Origin of the sequence: uncultured Devosia sp. (assembly GCF_913055165.1) — a bacterium.
Lineage (GTDB): Bacteria > Pseudomonadota > Alphaproteobacteria > Rhizobiales > Devosiaceae > Devosia.
This window is the reverse complement of the sequence record NZ_CAJXJS010000013.1, coordinates 14,685-31,280: the sequence shown is the minus strand read 5'-3', so window position 1 is coordinate 31,280 and position 16,596 is coordinate 14,685. Positions and strand designations below refer to the sequence as shown.

Here is a 16,596-nt window from a genome sequence, read left to right as displayed (position 1 = left end):
CGCCGGGGTTCAACGCCTCCCTCCCCCTTGTGGGGAGAGTAGCGCAGCTCGGCCGGATGGCCGCAGCGAAGCTAGGGTGGGGGTGAGCTACCCATGAGCCTCTTCCGCAATTTCGTTTCCGTGGGCTCACTCACCCTGCTCTCCCGCCTCGCCGGCTTCGTCCGCGACGCCTTGATGGCAGCGGTGTTGGGCACCGGCCCGGCGGCTGACGCTTTCTTTGCCGCCTTCCGCTTTCCCAACCTGTTCCGGCGCCTCTTTGCCGAGGGCGCCTTCAACACCGCCTTCGTGCCCATGTTCTCCGGGGCGCTGGAAAACCAGGGCGAGGCGGGAGCGAAATTGCTGGCCGCACGCATCATGAGCTGGCTGGTGCTGGTTCTTGTTGCCGTGACCATTCTGGCCGAAATCTTCATGCCACAGATCATGCTGGCCTTCGTGCCCGGCTTTGTGGACGACCCGGCCAAGTTCGAGCTGACCGTGCTGCTCACCCGGATCATGTTCCCATACCTGGCCTGCATGTCGCTGATGGCGGCCTATGGCGCCATTCTCAATACACTGGGACAGTTCTTCGCAGCCGCTTTTGCGCCCGTGCTGCTCAATATCGTCAATATCGCGATGCTGGTGCCGCTGGCCTCCTTCTGGGTGCAGGCGCCTGCCGACGCTACCCTATGGGTCGCCGCTGCCACCATGGCGGGCGGCGTGGCCCAACTGGTGCTGGTTTGGGTGGCCATTGAACGCACCGGGTTCCGGCCGCAGTTCCGCCTGCCGCGCTTCGATCCCGAAGTGCGCCGGTTCTGGATGCTCGCCGTGCCGGCAATCCTCGCCGGTGGAATCACCCAGATCAATATTTTCGTGGGCACCATCATCGCCTCGGGCGCCGACAACGCCATTTCCGTCCTGTCCTATGCCGACCGGCTCTACCAGCTGCCGCTCGGCATTATCGGCATCGCTATCGGCACGGTGCTCCTGCCCGAATTGAGCCGGCACCTGAAAGGCGGCCGCGATCTCGAGGCCCGCGCCAGCCTGGACCAGGCGCTGTTCGTGTCCATGCTGCTGACCATGCCGGCCGCCATCGCATTGATCGCTCTCGCCGAACCGATCGTGCGGGTACTGTTCGAGCGCGGTGCTTTTGACGCCCTGGCGACCCGGCAAACCGCCGATGCCCTGATGGCCTTCTCGACGGGCCTGCCGGCCTATGTGCTCATTCGCGTGTTGCAACCTGGGTTTTTCGCCCGTGAAGACACGCTGACGCCGACCATCTATGCCGGGGTCAGCGTCGCGGCCAATATCGCCATCTCGCTCTGGCTGTTCCCAAGCCTGCAGCATGTCGGCATTGCCATCGCCACGGCGGCATCGGCCTGGATCAATGTCATTCTGCTCGGCAGCACGCTGGCGCTGCGTGGGAGTTTCCGGTTGACCTGGCTGCAATGGCGGGCGCAGCTGGCCATTGCAGCCATCAGCCTGGTCATGGGCGGAGCGCTGTGGCTCCTGGCCGATCGCGGTGTCGCGCATCTGGCCACCGGCGTGCCGCTCTGGCATCAGGCCGGGGTGCTGGCCGCGCTGATTGGCTTTGGAGTGCTGATCTACTTCACCCTTGTCCATGTCAGCGGTACGCAGAACCTGAGACAATTGCTGGGGCGCCTGAAGCGCCGCTAGCCGGTTCCATTCTCGGCCGCGCCCGTATAGAACGGGCGCCTGATTTCTCGACTATTCACTGAAGGGCATCATGACGTTCAGCCCCCGCGTCTTTTCCGGTATCCAGCCATCTGGCGATCTGCACCTTGGCAATTATCTCGGCGCCATCCGCCGGTTCGTGCCGCTGCAGGACACGCATGAAACCATCTATTGCGTGGTCGACATGCATGCCATCACCGTCTGGCAGGAGCCCGATGCCTTAAGGCGCGCCACCCGCGAAGTGGCGGCCGCCTTCATCGCCGCTGGCGTCGACCCGAAGCGCTCCATCGTTTTCAACCAGTCCCAGGTCGTGCAGCATGCGGAACTGGCCTGGGTGTTCAACTGCGTGGCGCGCATGGGCTGGATGGCCCGCATGACCCAGTTCAAGGACAAGGCCGGCAAGAACAGCGAAAACGTCTCGCTGGGCCTGTTTGCCTATCCCTCGCTGATGGCTGCCGATATCCTGCTCTACAAGGCCACCCACGTGCCCGTGGGCGATGACCAGAAGCAGCATCTGGAACTGACGCGCGACATCGCCGCCAAGTTCAACAACGATTATGCCGCCTCCATCGCTGCCCAGGGCGTTCCAACCGATGAGGGCCAGTTCTTTCCCATCACCGAGCCGCTGATCGCCGGGCCCGCCACCCGCATCATGAGCCTGCGCGATGGCACCAAGAAGATGAGCAAGTCGGACCCGTCCGACCAGTCGCGCATTTCCCTGCTCGACGATGCCGATGCCATTGCCAAGAAGATCAAAAAGGCCACCACCGACCCGGCCGAGCTTCCGCATGACGTCGATGGTCTCAAGGAACGCCCCGAGGCCGACAATCTGGTGGGCATCTTTGCCGCCCTCAGCGACAGGACCAAGGGCGAGGTTCTTGCTGAGTTCGGCGGTCAGGGCTGGGGCAAGTTCAAGCCGGCGCTGGCTGATCTCGCTGTTGCCGTCCTGGCACCAATGGCCGACGAAATGCGCCGCTTGCTCGACGATCCGGAAACCATTGATGCTGTGCTGCGCGACGGCGGCGAACGGGCCGGTGCCATTGCCGAAGAGACAATGAAACAGGTTCGTTCTATCATCGGCTTCATTCGTTAAGAGAATTCGGAGGCGCTCTTGGTTTCGCAGGTCGAATACAAGCGCAAATTTCTCGTGGTCATCGACGAGACCGAGGAATGCGACCGGGCTCTCACCTTTGCCGCCTGGCGCGTCAAGCGGACCGGTGGCACGGTGGTCCTCATGACGGTGATCCCTCAGCCCGAATTCATCGGGCTGGGTGTAGAGGACGTGTTGCGGGCCGAGGCGGTTGAGGAGGCGGAACGCAATCTCGACCGGCGCATGGCCCGCATCAAGGAAATCGGCGAAGTGCGCGCCGAATCGGTGATCCGCGAGGGCAATGGCCCGGAACAGATCGAGCGGGTCATCGACAAGGACCACGACATCGCCATTCTGGTCCTGGCGGCCTCCAAGTCACCGGAAGGTCCGGGCCCGTTGGTGACCCACTTTGCAGCCCGCGCCAATGTGTTGCCCATTCCCCTGACCATCGTGCCGGGCCGTATGAGCGATGAAGAGGTCATCGCGATCTGCTAAGCGTCCCGCAGGGAAAATCTCCCCGGCGGGGAGATTTTAGCGCAGCAGGCCATGAGCGCTATGCTCGAGTGGCGGACACATTACCCGCCTCCGGCCGCCTTGAGCGCAATCGCCACCATGACCAGCGCCAGCCCAGCGGTGGCAGCGTTCCAGCTGAAGGTGCGCACCCAGGGCAGGCCAAGGGCATAAAGCGGCAGATAGAGGCAGCGGCAGCTGAGGTAGAGCACGCTGCCAGCAATGCTGAGCCAACCGCCCGCTCCACCCAGCAGCTCAAGGGTCAGCACGGCGGCCACAAAGATCGGAAAGGTCTCGAGGAAATTGCGCTGGGCGCGGTCCAGCCGGGCCGCGACGCCCGTGGGAAGCAGGTTTTCGTCCCTGGCGCCAACGGTATAGCGGTTGCCCACCTGGGCCTTGAAGCTGAAAGAGGCGGCACTCAGATGCACCAGCCCCAGGATCATGGCGCCGAATAAGGTCCAGAGCTCGACGGACATGAGATGATGGCCTCGATGACGAACCCGCGACCGATAGCATTATTGCCCTTGCGCTGGCAGACCAAAAGTCTATTTTAGAAACATTCTAATCGTATCGATTCAGCGGAAACGCCCATGTTCATCCAGACCGAAGCCACGCCCAATCCGGCGACCCTGAAGTTCCTTCCGGGGCGCGAAGTGCTGGTCGGCGAGCCGCGCGACTTCCGCTCCCCCGAGACCGCTGCGATATCGCCGCTGGCCTCTGGGCTGTTCGCCATTTCCGGCGTCACCGGGGTGTTCCTGGGATCCGATTTCATCTCGGTGACCAAGGACGATACCAACTGGGCGCATATCAAGCCCGCCATTCTCGGCGTGATCATGGATCACTTCCTGTCCGGCAAGCCGGTACTGGCCCAGGGCGACGCCAATCCCGTCGATTTCGATGAAGTCGATGAGTTCTTCGAGGACGAAGACAAGGAGATGGTCGAAGTGATCAAGGAGCTTCTGGCCACCCGCGTGCGGCCTGCCGTGGCCATGGATGGCGGTGACATCATCTTCAAGGGCTACAAGGAAGGCACGGTGTTCCTGCACATGCAGGGTGCATGTTCCGGCTGCCCGTCTTCTACGGCCACGCTCAAGAATGGCATTGAAAATCTGCTGCGGCACTTCGTGCCCGGCGTAGAAGCCGTCCAGCAAGTCTGACATAAACCAGCTAAGCAGCAAGCCGGGAGCCCGATGAGCAATCATCGGGCTTCTGTCTATCGGGGCTCCGGCAATGACCATCACCGCCACTATCGAGACACTCGGCCATAAAGGCGAAGGCGTAGCCACCATTGGGGGGCAGCGCGTCTTTGTGCCCTTTGCTCTGCCCGGCGAGCGGGTTGCGATAACGGTCGATGGCAATCGCGGCGCGCTGGTCGAGCTGCTGAGCGCTGCGCCAAATCGCATTGAACCCTTGTGCCCCCATTTCGGCATCTGCGGTGGCTGTCAGCTGCAACATATGGATGCACCAAGCTACGCCGCCTTCAAGTCCGGGCTGGTCGAAGCGCCACTGCGTCAGGTGGGGATCGAGGCCGGGGTGACCCGGTTTGTCCTGGCCCATGGCAAGGGGCGGCGGCGCGCGACCCTACATGCGCGCCGGGACGGCGCCGGCTATATGCGCCTCAGGAGCCACGAGCTGCTCGATCTGGATGCCTGTCCCATATTGGTGCCGCAACTCAAGCGGGCGCCCGACATCGCCCGAGCGCTGGGGGCAGCAGTTGGCGAATGCGACATAAGCGTCACCGCTACCAATGCCGGCATTGATGTTGGCATTCGCAAGGCGCCCAAGGGCCTTAGCGCCGAGAAGCTGGTGCCGCTCGCCAATGAGCTGGGTCTGGCCCGGTTGGCGCTCGAAAGAGAAATGATCCTGCTGCGCCAGCAGCCCACCGTGACCATGGGGCGCTCCGAAGTCGAGCTGCCCATCGGCAGTTTCCTCCAGGCAACCGCAGAGGCCGAGCAGGTGCTGTCCGATTATGTGCTTGGGGCCGTGGGCAAGCCCAAATCCATCGCCGATCTTTTCTGTGGCATCGGTCCCTTCGCCTTGCGACTGGCCGAAATCGCTCCGGTCTATGCCGCCGATAGCGACCGGGCCGGCATTGCGGCCCTCGACAAGGCAGCACGGCACACCAAGGGTCTAAAGACCATCACCGCCAAGACCCGCGACCTGTTCCGGGATCCCCTCACCCGCTTTGAACTCAATTTTGACACGATAGTGCTCGATCCTCCGCGGGCTGGCGCAGAGGCCCAGGTCAAGGAAATCGCCGCTTCCCGTATCGCCCATGTGGTGATGGTGGCGTGTGACCCGAAGACCTTTGCCAGAGACGCCGCCCTGCTTGTTCAGGCAGGGTTCATGTTGAGTGACCTAGTAGCCGTGGATCAGTTCGCCTGGTCCAGTCACATCGAACTGGCTGCGACATTTCGCCGGTAACATTTGCGCAACAGTTTGCGCGGGTGCGGCGTTGGCCCATCAGGGCATTTTGAAATCGAAGCATTCGCGCAAGGCCCCCCTCCCTGGCCGGGCGCGACAATTGATGGAGCATTGTGATGATGCTGAAGACTTTTCTTGCCGCTGCCGCTGTAGCGGCCGCGTTCGCCGCGCCTGCTATTGGACAATCCGCCGCCGATCCCGCTGGCGTCTGGCAGGACCGCTGGGGCACCACCTTCACCTTCCGTCTGTGCGGTGACGGCACCCAGCTTTGCGGAACGCTGAACGATATTCAGGGCGACAGCCGCACCGAAGAAAACCTGGCCTATGTGAACCAGCAGGTCGTCAAGGCCGAGCAGACCGCTCCCGGCACCTGGGAAGGTCAGATCGCGCTCAACGGCACCAATGCCAAGGCCATTGTCGAGCTGACCGGTCCCGACACCATCAAGCTGACCGGCTGCCAGCTGCTGTGTTCCAGCATCGAATATCAGCGCATGTCCTGATCGGCAGGCGCCATGCAAAAGCCCCGGACTGCGGTCCGGGGCTTTTTGTTGAACGCAACGGCTTGCCTCAGCAGACCGCCGCGACCCGCTCCTTGATCACCTGCAGCACCTCGTCACCTGGTCGCTTCCACCAATTGTCCTGGCTGAATATTTCCACCTCCTGAGGGCCATGGAAGCCGGCATCCTCGATCATCCTGCGGATGCCCTTCAAGTCGATGACCCCGTCCCCCATCATGCCGCGGTCCAGCAGCATGTCCTTGGTGGGTACCAGCCAGTCGCAGATGTGATGGGCAAAGATGCGCTTCATCCGCCCTGCCCGGGCAATGGCATTGGCAAGGTTCGGGTCCCACCAGATGTGATAGACATCGAGCGCCACGCCCACGGTTTCCCCGAGCATTTCGCAGATATCGAGCGCCTGATCGACCGTGTTCACGCAGGCGCGGTCGGCCGCATACATAGGATGTAAGGGCTCGATGGCGATCTTCACCCCCGAGGCCTTGGCGTGGGGCAGCATGGCGGCAATGCCGTCGGTCACTTGCTGGCGAGCGCCGGGCAGGTCCTTTGATGATCCCGGCAGGCCACCCACCACCAGCACCAGGCAATCGGCATTGAGCGCTGCTGCCTCGTCGATAGCCTTCAAATTGTCATCGATCCGCTTTTGCCGGTCAGCGGCGTCGACGCCGGGGAACATGCCGCCACGGCAGACACCGGTGACGCGGAGCTTGTTCTCCCGGACAATGCGGGCGGCCTCATCGAGCCCAATGGCTTCGATCTGGTCGCGCCAGGGTGAGATGGCGGTGACACCCGCACGCAGACAGCCATCCACGGCTTCGGCAAAGCCCCATTGCGGGCGGGTGGTCGCCAGGTTCAGCGAAATGACGGTATCGGCGCTCATGCGGAAACTCCATGGACGGCGAGAACGGCCTCCATGCGCTGGGCGGCGAGGTCGGGATCGGCCAGAACTCGTGCCTTGTCGGCGAGACGGAAAAGTTCAGCAAGATGCTGCAGCGAACGCGTCGACTGCTGCCCGCCGATCATGGCGAAATGGTCCTGCAGCCCATTAAGATAGGCGAGGAAGACGACACCGGTCTTGTAGAAGCGGGTGGGGGCCGCAAAGATATGGCGGCTGAGCGGGACTGTCGGCTCAAGAATGTTGAAGAATTCTGCCTTGTTGCCGCGACCCAAGGCCGCCAGGCCCGCCGAGGCGGCGGGTGCGATGGCGTCGAAAATGCCGAGCAGGGCATGGGAATAGCCCTGCTCGTCGCCGGCGATCAGCTCTGCATAGTTGAAGTCGTCACCCGTATACATCTTCACACTGGCCGGCAGGCGCCGCCGCATGGCAATTTCCTTTTCCGCGGACAGAAGCGAAATCTTGATGCCATCGACCTTGTCGGCATTGGCGGCGATGACGTCGAGACAGACCTCCATCGCCTTGTCGTGGTCGATATCGCCCCAATAACCCTGCAGGGCCGGGTCGAACATCTCGCCCAGCCAGTGCATGATCACAGGCTGCTTCACCTGGGAGAGGACGTGGCCATAGACGCGGGCATAATCGTCGGGCGACTTGGCAGCGGCAGCGAGGGCACGGCTGGCCATCAGGATGACGCGGCCGCCCTCCCCTTCGACAAAGCCGACCTGCTCGTCATAGGCCTTCAAAATGTCGTCGATGCTGACATCGGGGCCGGGCGTCAGATGATCGGTGCCTGCGCCATAGGCGATCAGGCCGTCGTCGCGGGTGCGCGCTTCGGCCTGGGAGCGCTTGATCAGCTCCTGCGCTTCGGTCCAGGTGAGACCCATGCCACGCTGGGCCGTATCCATGGCCTCGGCGACGCCAAGGCCCAGATCCCACATGCGGTGGCGGAATTTGAGCGTCGTGTCCCAGTCAATGGCCGGGGTCAGCCAGGGGTCGTTGCTGGCCAGCGGATCAGCCACGACATGGGCTGCCGAATAGGCGATGCGCGGAAAATCCGTTGCCTTGAATTTGACGAAGGGGATCGGATCGCCGGTCAATGTATAGGGCGTGACCGATCGGTCGGGATTGGGCAGGTTGATGGTCGGCATCAAGGCCTCCAAGAAAGGCCCCCTCACCCGGTGCTACGCACGGACCTCTCCCCCAAGGGAGAGGTGAAGAGGGCACAATGACGGGTCGGGCGACACCTCTCCCTTTGGGGGAGAGGTCGGCCCCCTTGGGGGCCGGGTGAGGGGGCCTTGCGGCCCGCCATCAAAACTCCAGCTTGGGCACATCCAGCCAGCGGCGTTCGGCCCAGCTCTTCAAACCAAGCTCGGCAAGCTGCACGCCCTTGGCACCGGCTTCCAGCCCATAGGGCCAGGGGGCGTCCTCGGCGACGTGGCGCAGGAACATCTCCCACTGGGCCTTGAAGCCATTGTCTGCGGGCCAATTGTCCGGAACCTCTTCCCAATCGTTGAAGAAGTTCATGGTCTGCGGCTGGTCGGGGTTCCACACCGGCTTGGGCGTGTTGACGCGATGCTGGGTCCAGCATTTGTGGAGGCCCGCAACGGCCGAACCATGCGTGCCATCGACATGGAAGGTGACCAGATCATCGCGGCGCACGCGGGTGGTCCAGCTCGAATTGATCTGGGCGATGATGCCGCCCTCGAGTTGGAACGTGGCATAGGCGGCGTCGTCGGTGTCGCAATTGAAAGTGTTACCCTGTTCATCGACGCGCTGCGGAATATGGGTGGCGCCCAGGCACGAAACCGCCTGCACTTCGCCGAAGAGATTATCCATCACATAACGCCAGTGGCACAGCATATCGAGGATGATGCCGCCACCATCATTCTTGCGATAGTTCCAGCTCGGGCGCTGCGCCTTCTGCCAGTCGCCCTCGAACACCCAATAGCCAAACTCCCCGCGCACCGAGAGGATTTTGCCAAAGAAGCCGCTGTCCTTGAGCATCTTGATCTTTTGGAGGCCCGGCAGGAACAGCTTGTCCTGCACCACGCCATGCTTGAGGCCCGAGGCACGGGCCGTCTTGGCCAGGTTCACCGCAACTTCGAGATCGTCCGAGGTCGGCTTTTCGCAATAGACATGCTTGCCGGCGGCCAGGGCGCGCTCGAGCAGGCCCGCGCGCATCAACGTGGTGCCGGCATCAAAGAAAATGGCGTCGTCGGGATTGGCCAAGGCCGCATCCAGATCGTCGCTCCAACGCGCGATATTATGCTTTTTGGCCAGAGCCTGCATCTTATCGGCATTGCGCCCGACAATGATCGGATCGACGACAAGCCGGTCGCCATTTTTCAGCATGATGCCGCCCTGGTCGCGGATCGCCAGGATCGAGCGCACCAGGTGCTGGTTGTAACCCATGCGTCCGGTGACGCCATGCATGATGATGCCAAGCCGTTGCTCTGCCATTCGAAAACCTCCCAAGCCGCAGCATTCAGTGTAACTGATTAGTTACTTACCTATATGAGCGCGCCGGCCCCCGTCAAGCGCAGGATGCGTTGGTTGAGCAAAAAGGCGGGGAGCGGAAGACCGCTAGAGGCCGATCACCATCTTGAGCCCGATCACGCCGAGAAAGACCAGGATCATCCGGTCGAAGGCCTTGCGGCTCAGCTTGCCGGCGATGGCCTGGCCCAGCGGCATGAAGATCAGGATGGGAATGAGCGCCAGAATGCCCTCGAGCAGCCACTGCCCCTGCATCACCCCGGCCACTGCCAGGGCGGGTAGCTGCACCGCCGAGTAGAGCAGGAACATGGCTGAGACAGCAAAGACATGGGCGTCCCGCTCCATGGCCATGGCGTGAATGAAGGTGACGCCGATCGGCGCAGAAATACCGGTGGCACCCTGGAGGATGCCACCCCCCATGCCGAACAGTGGCCCCACCCGCCGCGCGAGGATCGGCCCAACACGAAATGCGACGCCATCAGCTTGAGCGCGACATGGCCCAGAAGGATTATGCCCAGGGTCAGCACCAGAGCCCGCTCCGGCAGGCTGGTCAGTGCCCAGGTACCCAGCCCGATCCCGATTGCGCCACCGGCGAGAAACAGCGGCAGGAAGGCCATGCGGTCATCCCGTGCAGAGGCGCGAAAGCGCCAGACCTGCCAGGCATTGGTGAAGATCAGCGGCACGCACATCAGGCCAACGGCATGCTGCAACCCGAAGACTGTGGTCAGCACCGGCAGCGCCACCAGCGGCAACCCCATGCCGGTCGCGCCCTTGACGATGGCGCCTGCCCCCAGCGCCAGCGTCATGATGGCCAAGCGACCGATATCCATTTCCATGCACTCGGCTCCAGTCCTTAGGTCGCACCACGATGTCGCACAGTACCACCGTAATTTCATATCCTCTCGTGAACGACTTAGATCACCGTTCAGTTACATCTGCCTTGACTCTCCCTGGCATGGACCGCAAGCTGCCCGCCGAGAAGCAGACGAACGGTTTCAGCATACTTGGCTGCGGGCGGCGCCTGGCGTTTCGGCCCATTCTTTACCCGGCCTGCCACCGCTGTTATTTGCATCCTTCTTGCTGACCGTCTTCAAGGCCATACCGGCGGGGTCCAATAGTGCCAGATTCCTCTTCACCCGCTGTCTTGGAGACGCCTCGGCGCAAAGCCGAGCCCGCAAAGCGCCCCCGCAACTCGGTCAAGACCAAGGCCTCCATCCTTGCGGCGGCACGGGTGGAGTTCGCTGACCGGGGCTTCGAGGGCGCGCGGGTGGATGCCATTGCCGACAGGGCCGGCGCCAATAAGCGCCTGCTCTACCACTACTTTGGGAACAAGGAGGACCTGTATCGGGCGGTGCTGCTCGATGCCTATCAGGAAATCCGCCAGGGCGAACGGGCGCTGAGCCTGGACCAGTATGACCCGGTCCAGGCCATGGATCGGCTGGTGCGCTTCACCTTCCGGCACTTCCTCGCCAATCCCTGGTTTCCGCGCCTGCTGGGCACGGAAAACATTGAGAATGCGCGGTTCTTGAAGACTTTGCCGGACATCAAGGCATTGCATTCGCCACTGGTCGGGCAGATCGCCGCGATCATCGAGCGCGGCGCGGCCGCAGGCGTTTTCCGCCGCGATGTCGACCCGGTGCAGCTTTACATATCGGTCGCCGCGCTGGGCTTTTTCTACGTGTCGAACACGGCGACCTTGTCGGTGATCTTCGAGCGTGACCTGACCAGCGTCAACATGGTGCAGGAGCGGGAGGCGCATGCGGTGCAGATGGTGCTGGACTTCCTGCGCACCAAGCCGGGCACGTGACGCGGCGGGCACCTCCGGGCCTTGCCGAGGCCAGGAGGTGGGCCAGGACCACCAAGATGAACGGGCGAAGAGGCCTTTAAAGGCTGCGCCTCAGATGTCTATGTCGTCTTCGCCCAAACCACCCACTTCCGAGGCCGCCCGGCGCAGAATTTCGGCGGCGCGACGCTGCTGGTCGGCACTGCCCTTGCGCGCCTTCTTGATCGCGTCCTTGAGCGCCTTGCGCGCCGCTTCCAGTTCGGGAGCCGCGTCGTGCATGGGACGGTCGGGTTCGGCCTCGCGTTCACCCCAATGGGGCGGCACATTGCCATTTTCGGGGTCGCCCGAGAACGGCCAGTCGGCCTTCACGAACTCCCGGAAGCGGTTCATCTGCTCGCCGGTGCGGGCCAGGAAATCCAGGGTCGAGGCAACGGCCTCGCGATTATCCTCAAGATGGCTCCGGCCCTCATCGGTGATGGTGTAGAGCTTCTTGTTGCCGTCCGGGGCCGAGGTGACATAGCCGGCCTCCTCGAGATAGGTCAGCGCCGGATAGACGATGCCGGGACTGGGCGAATAAACGCCATTGGACCGCTCTTCCACCGCCTTGATCAGGTCATAGCCGTGGCGCGGCTGCTGGTCGATGAAATAGAGCGCCACCAGCCTCAGATCGCCCGAGGCCAGCATCCGCCCAACGCGGAAATTGCCACCCATATTGCCGAATTCCTCATCGGCCATGCGCTGCATGCGGCCCCAGCCGCGCCGCGCCATGCGTTCGAATTGCCGCCAGTTCGGCTCGCCATTCTTCCAGTAGCTCATCAGTCTGTCTCCAGATATATCGCAAAGCCCTTGGCCTTAGGAGATTGGTGCTGTTTGGCGCAGTATCAAGATATATCTTTGGAACAATTCATCGCGCTGAATCGACGGCAGAAGCGACCAGGCGCGGTCACTGGCACCGCACAAAATTCTCTCCCCTTTGCAGGGCTAACATGTTAGTTACGCATTATGCAGCAAGCCGTCGCCTCATCCCTACAGCCCCATGCTCCCGCTCCTGATCGCCTGGCGGCCGGTGAGCGCGTTGCCGCCCGCCTCAGGAGCCAGCTTGCCGGCGCGATCCACACCGACCCACTGATGACCTATGCCTGGAGCGGCGATGCCAGCTCCTACCGGCTGATCCCGGCCGTGGTGGTCTTTGTCAATTCGGAGGACGAGGTTCGTGCCGTCTTCAAGGCCGCGCGCGCCGAGGGCCTGCCGGTGACCTTCCGGGCGGCCGGCACTTCGCTTTCGGGTCAGGCGGTGACCGATGGTGTATTGGCGGTGCTCGGCGATGGCTGGCGCAAGCTCGATATCCACCCCGGCGCTGACCAGATCACGCTGGGGCCGGCGATCATCGTGGCGGAGGCCAACAGGGCCCTCAAGCCTTTTGACAGGAAAATTGGCCCCGACCCGGCAAGCCAGGCCACCTGCAAGATCGGCGGCGTGGTCAACAATAATTCTTCCGGCATGTGCTGCGGGGTGGCGCAGAACACCTATCACACCATGGCGCGTCTGAGGATCGTGCTGACCGACGGCACCATGCTGGATTCGGGCGACAAGGCCAGTTGCGACGCGTTCCGCGCCAGTCATGCCGGCATGCTTGAGGCCCTGCATCAATTGCATCACGAGGTGATGGCTGATGCCGAGCTGGTGGCGCTGATCCGCCGGAAGTACCGGATCAAGAACACAGTGGGTTATTCGCTCAATGCCCTGGTCGACTACCACGATCCGCTCGACATCCTGATCCACCTCATGGTCGGCTCGGAAGGCACGCTCGGCTTCGTCTCCGAAGTCACCTACAACACCGTGCCCGAACATCCCTTCAAGGCGACCGGGCTCATTCCCTTCCCCGATCCGCAATCGGCGGGCCGGGCCATTATCGAGATGGCCAATGGCGGGGTGCAGGTGACCACCGGCATCACCGCGGCCGAATATATCGAGCGCCGGGCGCTGGCGACGGTTGAGCATCTGCCGCCCATGGCGCCGCTCCTGCCCTGGCTGACGGACACTTCGCCGGCGGTGCTGATCGATGTCACGGCCCCCGACGCGACCACCCTGGCCTCTGAGGTGGCCAAGGCCGAAGATTTGCTGAGACGCCATGGGGCTACCCATATCGATCTCTCCACGGACATGGGACGCAGCCATGCCCTTTGGGACATTCGCAAGGGGTTCTTTGCCTCGGGTGGCGCCGCGCGGCCCAAGGGCACCGCCATGCTCACCGAGGACGTGGCTGCGCCGATCGAGCAACTTGCCGCCTTCGTCATCGACATGCGGAACCTGCTGGACGCCCATGGCTACGAGGATGCGATCATCTTTGGCCACGCGCTGGCAGGCAATCTTCACTTCCAGATGAGTGACAATTTCGCCGAGGCAGGGGCGGCCGAGAAGTTCGACCGCTTCAATCGCGAGCTTTCTGATCTGGTCTCGGTGCGCTATGGCGGCTCGCTCAAGGCCGAGCATGGCACCGGCCGCGCCATCGCGGCCTTTGTGGAAGCTGAATGGGGCGCCAAGGCCTACGCCCTGATGCACCGGATCAAGGCCATCTTCGACCCGGAACGGCTGCTCAATCCGGGCGTCCTGCTCAATGACGACCCCAAAATTCACATCAAGAACCTCAAGGTCATGCCGCTGGCCGACGAACTGGTCGATCTTTGCATCGAATGCGGTTTCTGCGAGCCAGCCTGCCCCAGCCATCATATGACCCTGACCCCGCGTCAGCGCATTGCCGTGACCCGCGAGCGGGCGCGATTGCGCGAAACCGGAGAGGACCCGGCGCGGCTGGCGCGGTTCGAAGCCGATTTCCAATATGCCGGCATGGACACCTGCGCGGCGTGCAATTTGTGTTCGCTCAGATGCCCAGTTGGGATCGAGACCGGCACCATGATCATGGGCGAGCGCGCCCGGCGACGCGGTGGCATGGCTCATTCGGCGGCCCGCTTTGCCGCCGATCATCGCGGTGCAGTCGAAGCCGCGATGCGTGGCGGGGTCGCGTTGGCCGATGCCGCCCGCACCATCATCCCCGCGCCTGCGCTCGAGGCGATCACCGATACGGCGCGGCGGGTGACCGGCAACAGGGTGCCGCGGGTATCGCGGGCGCTGCATCACGGACCGGGCGCGCCCAAGGTCCGAGACAATCGGCAGGACCCACGCCGGACCGGCTTTCCGGTCCCGATCACCCAGGCGGGGCGTCCGAGCGTCGTCTATTTCCCGGCCTGTCCCAGCCGCATGTTTGGCGCGCCGAAAACCCCGCATGAGCTGCTTGATACCCCGGCGGCCATGGTCCGGCTGCTGGAGCGAGCCGGCTATGACGTGATCGTGCCGGAAAAGCTCAATGGCCAGTGCTGCGGGCAACCGTTCCAGTCCAAGGGGTTTCCCGAGGAAGCGCAAAGGGTCGGTGGAGAGCTCAAGGCTGAACTCTCGAGCCTGTCCGATGCTGGCCGGCTGAGCGTGGTGACCGATGCCTCGACCTGCGCCAAGCATCTCAAGGAGTTTCCAGGGGATGCGGTCGTGACCGATTCCGCCCAATTCCTGGCGCAGCATGTCCTGCCCAAGCTGACCGTGTCGCAGAAGCTGGCGGTCGTGGCCGTGCACCACAATTGCTCCGCCCAGCGGCTGGCCGAGCAGCCCGCCACCGAGGCCGTGGCCGCGGCCTGCGCCGACAGGGTCGCCGTGCTCGCCTCAATCACCTGCTGCGGCTATGCCGGGGACAGAGGCCTGTTCCTGCCCGAACTCAACGCCCATGCGACGCGGCGGGTGGGGAACGACATTCCCGAGGGGTGCGAACTGGGTGTGTCGACAGTGTCCACCTGCGCCTCGGGACTATCCGAGCGGTCGGGGGTGCCCTTTGTCAGCCTGGCGAGCCTGCTGGAATGGGCGAGCCGGTAGGTTTCGTCCAGTCACCCCACCCTCATTCCCTCTCCCTCCCACAGAGGGGGAGGGATCAAGGGTTGGGTGCCCCATGCGTTAGCGGCTTAGCGCCGTTCGAGCTGCCACTCGACCATAGGTCTCGCGGCCTTCTCGCCTCAAACCTCTCCACTGGAGAGATTTGCCCTGTGGGATGGCTCGAAACCTACTCCGCCGCCTGGTTCTCCAGCAGCGGGCGCTGGTCGGTGATGGCCAAGGGTTCGACGGCGACGATCTCTTCGGCCCGCTTGCGGTGAATGCGCAGGCGTTTGACGCGGCGGCTATCGGCGGCCAGCACTTCAAATTCGAAGCCCTTGATGCCGTTGATCCGTTCGCCGCGCTTGGGCACATGGCCCGCCAGGTCGAAGACCAACCCGCCGATCGTGTCGACATCCTCGGCGTGCTCGCCCGGGTCGAAATCGGGGCCGATCAAGGCCTGCACGTCTTCAAGCTCGGCGCGGGCATTGGCGACATAAACGTCCTCGCCAACCTTGCGGATCAGGGCTGCCTCGGTGACGTCGTGTTCGTCCTCGATCTCGCCCACCACGGCTTCGAGCAGATCCTCGATGGTGACGAGGCCATCTGTGCCGCCATATTCGTCGACCACGATCGCCATATGGGTGCGGCTGGCGCGCATGGATTGCAGGAGGTCTGCTGCCGGCATGAAGGTGGGCACGAACATGGCCTTGCGCAGGATGCCCAGCTTGCCGATCTTCTGCCGGAGAGCGGTGGAGAGCAGCTTGACCGGCACCTCCTTTTCAGGATCGGTTACCGGCTCGGTGATCTTTTGCAGCGCATCCTTGATGTGGATGAAGCCCACGATGTTGTCGAGCCCATCCTCATAGACCGGCAGGCGCGAATGCCCCACCTGGCGGAAGCGCGCCAACAGGGTCCCCAGATTGATGTCGGATGGCACGGCCTGGATGTCCGAGCGCTCCACCATGACGTCGTCGATCGACACCTTGGAGAGCTTCAGGACATTTTGCAGGATCAGCCGCTCGCTTTCGGAAAAATCGGCTGTCTCGGGACTGCCGCTTTCCTCGAGCGCGACCTGCAGATCGTCGCGCAGGGACACCGTGGTCCGCGCCATCAGGCTGCGGATGCGGTGCCACAGGCTCGGCCCCCGCGGCGCGGCGGGGGCGGGACTAGAGGGAGGTTCGGGGTTTTCGGCCACCCGGAGGGCCCTACTGTCGCTATCGTTCATTCATCTCGTGCCGCTGAAAACAGCGGCTTCTGTTGTCCTATGAGACCGGAAAAGCCCCCGAAGTGCTGGGGT

Annotated in this window: 15 protein-coding genes and 1 pseudogene; 8 read left to right on the top strand and 8 right to left on the bottom strand. The window is 63.2% G+C overall.

Annotation, left to right across the window (positions count from 1 at the left end; genetic code table 11):
• The first annotated feature begins 93 nt into the window (after positions 1 to 93).
• The 3 genes from murJ to QZ564_RS06435 all read left to right on the top strand — a co-directional run bounded on the left by murJ (position 94) and on the right by QZ564_RS06435 (position 3,256).
• Positions 94 to 1,653, top strand: a complete 1,560-nt coding sequence (gene murJ, locus QZ564_RS06445) for a murein biosynthesis integral membrane protein MurJ (RefSeq protein ID WP_297106519.1) — start codon at positions 94 to 96, stop codon at positions 1,651 to 1,653.
• A 67-nt stretch (positions 1,654 to 1,720) separates the two neighbouring features.
• Positions 1,721 to 2,764 (top strand): tryptophan--tRNA ligase, encoded by a 1,044-nt coding sequence (gene trpS, locus QZ564_RS06440; protein WP_297106642.1) that lies wholly within the window; start codon positions 1,721 to 1,723, stop codon positions 2,762 to 2,764.
• An 18-nt stretch (positions 2,765 to 2,782) separates the two neighbouring features.
• Positions 2,783 to 3,256 (top strand): universal stress protein, encoded by a 474-nt coding sequence (locus QZ564_RS06435; RefSeq protein ID WP_297106516.1) that lies wholly within the window; start codon positions 2,783 to 2,785, stop codon positions 3,254 to 3,256.
• Between the two features lie 80 nt (positions 3,257 to 3,336).
• On the opposite strand, the gene QZ564_RS06430 is transcribed toward QZ564_RS06435, so the two are convergent.
• On the bottom strand, positions 3,337 to 3,747 hold the full coding sequence (locus QZ564_RS06430; RefSeq protein WP_297106507.1) for an MAPEG family protein: 411 nt from the start codon (positions 3,745 to 3,747) through the stop codon (positions 3,337 to 3,339).
• A gap of 114 nt (positions 3,748 to 3,861) precedes the next feature.
• Here QZ564_RS06430 and QZ564_RS06425 point away from each other — a divergent pair, with 114 nt between their 5' ends.
• From QZ564_RS06425 to QZ564_RS06415, 3 genes are all read left to right on the top strand, one after another.
• Entirely contained in the window at positions 3,862 to 4,428 is a 567-nt protein-coding gene (locus tag QZ564_RS06425) for a NifU family protein (RefSeq protein ID WP_297106505.1), read from the top strand.
• A 73-nt stretch (positions 4,429 to 4,501) separates the two neighbouring features.
• Positions 4,502 to 5,695, top strand: coding sequence for a TRAM domain-containing protein (locus QZ564_RS06420; protein ID WP_297106501.1), 1,194 nt, complete (start codon positions 4,502 to 4,504; stop codon positions 5,693 to 5,695).
• Positions 5,696 to 5,811: 116 nt separating this feature from the next.
• Positions 5,812 to 6,195, top strand: coding sequence for a hypothetical protein (locus tag QZ564_RS06415; protein WP_297106497.1), 384 nt, complete (start codon positions 5,812 to 5,814; stop codon positions 6,193 to 6,195).
• Positions 6,196 to 6,262: 67 nt separating this feature from the next.
• Here QZ564_RS06415 and QZ564_RS06410 read toward each other — a convergent pair whose 3' ends face one another.
• The 5 genes and pseudogenes from QZ564_RS06410 to QZ564_RS06390 all read right to left on the bottom strand — a co-directional run.
• The gene (locus QZ564_RS06410; protein WP_297106494.1) at positions 6,263 to 7,090 is read right to left on the bottom strand and encodes a sugar phosphate isomerase/epimerase family protein; all 828 of its coding nucleotides are present in this window, start codon (positions 7,088 to 7,090) and stop codon (positions 6,263 to 6,265) included.
• Positions 7,087 to 8,256, bottom strand: a complete 1,170-nt coding sequence (locus QZ564_RS06405) for a dihydrodipicolinate synthase family protein (protein WP_297106491.1) — start codon at positions 8,254 to 8,256, stop codon at positions 7,087 to 7,089. Before QZ564_RS06405 ends, QZ564_RS06410 begins: the two co-directional genes overlap by 4 nt.
• Positions 8,257 to 8,416: 160 nt before the next feature.
• Positions 8,417 to 9,568: a Gfo/Idh/MocA family oxidoreductase gene (locus tag QZ564_RS06400; protein ID WP_297106488.1), complete on the bottom strand. Its 1,152-nt coding sequence runs from the start codon at positions 9,566 to 9,568 to the stop codon at positions 8,417 to 8,419.
• 123 nt (positions 9,569 to 9,691) lie between these two features.
• Positions 9,692 to 10,021, bottom strand: a complete 330-nt coding sequence (locus tag QZ564_RS06395; protein WP_297106485.1) for a hypothetical protein — start codon at positions 10,019 to 10,021, stop codon at positions 9,692 to 9,694.
• A 47-nt stretch (positions 10,022 to 10,068) separates the two neighbouring features.
• Positions 10,069 to 10,407: pseudogene (locus QZ564_RS06390) on the bottom strand (TSUP family transporter); the annotation flags it as partial.
• A 311-nt stretch (positions 10,408 to 10,718) separates the two neighbouring features.
• On the opposite strand from QZ564_RS06390, the gene QZ564_RS06385 reads away from it, so the two are divergent.
• Positions 10,719 to 11,408 carry a TetR/AcrR family transcriptional regulator gene (locus QZ564_RS06385; RefSeq protein WP_297106482.1) on the top strand — a complete coding sequence of 230 codons (690 nt, stop codon included), beginning with the start codon at positions 10,719 to 10,721 and terminating at the stop codon, positions 11,406 to 11,408.
• Positions 11,409 to 11,498: 90 nt separating this feature from the next.
• Here QZ564_RS06385 and QZ564_RS06380 read toward each other — a convergent pair whose 3' ends face one another.
• On the bottom strand, positions 11,499 to 12,200 hold the full coding sequence (locus QZ564_RS06380; protein WP_297106479.1) for a PadR family transcriptional regulator: 702 nt from the start codon (positions 12,198 to 12,200) through the stop codon (positions 11,499 to 11,501).
• Between the two features lie 186 nt (positions 12,201 to 12,386).
• Here QZ564_RS06380 and QZ564_RS06375 point away from each other — a divergent pair, with 186 nt between their 5' ends.
• Complete coding sequence (locus QZ564_RS06375; protein WP_297106476.1) at positions 12,387 to 15,302, top strand: FAD-binding and (Fe-S)-binding domain-containing protein; 2,916 nt, start codon at positions 12,387 to 12,389, stop codon at positions 15,300 to 15,302.
• Positions 15,303 to 15,486: 184 nt separating this feature from the next.
• Here QZ564_RS06375 and QZ564_RS06370 read toward each other — a convergent pair whose 3' ends face one another.
• Positions 15,487 to 16,524, bottom strand: coding sequence for a hemolysin family protein (locus QZ564_RS06370; protein ID WP_297106473.1), 1,038 nt, complete (start codon positions 16,522 to 16,524; stop codon positions 15,487 to 15,489).
• Between the last annotated feature and the right edge of the window lie 72 nt (positions 16,525 to 16,596).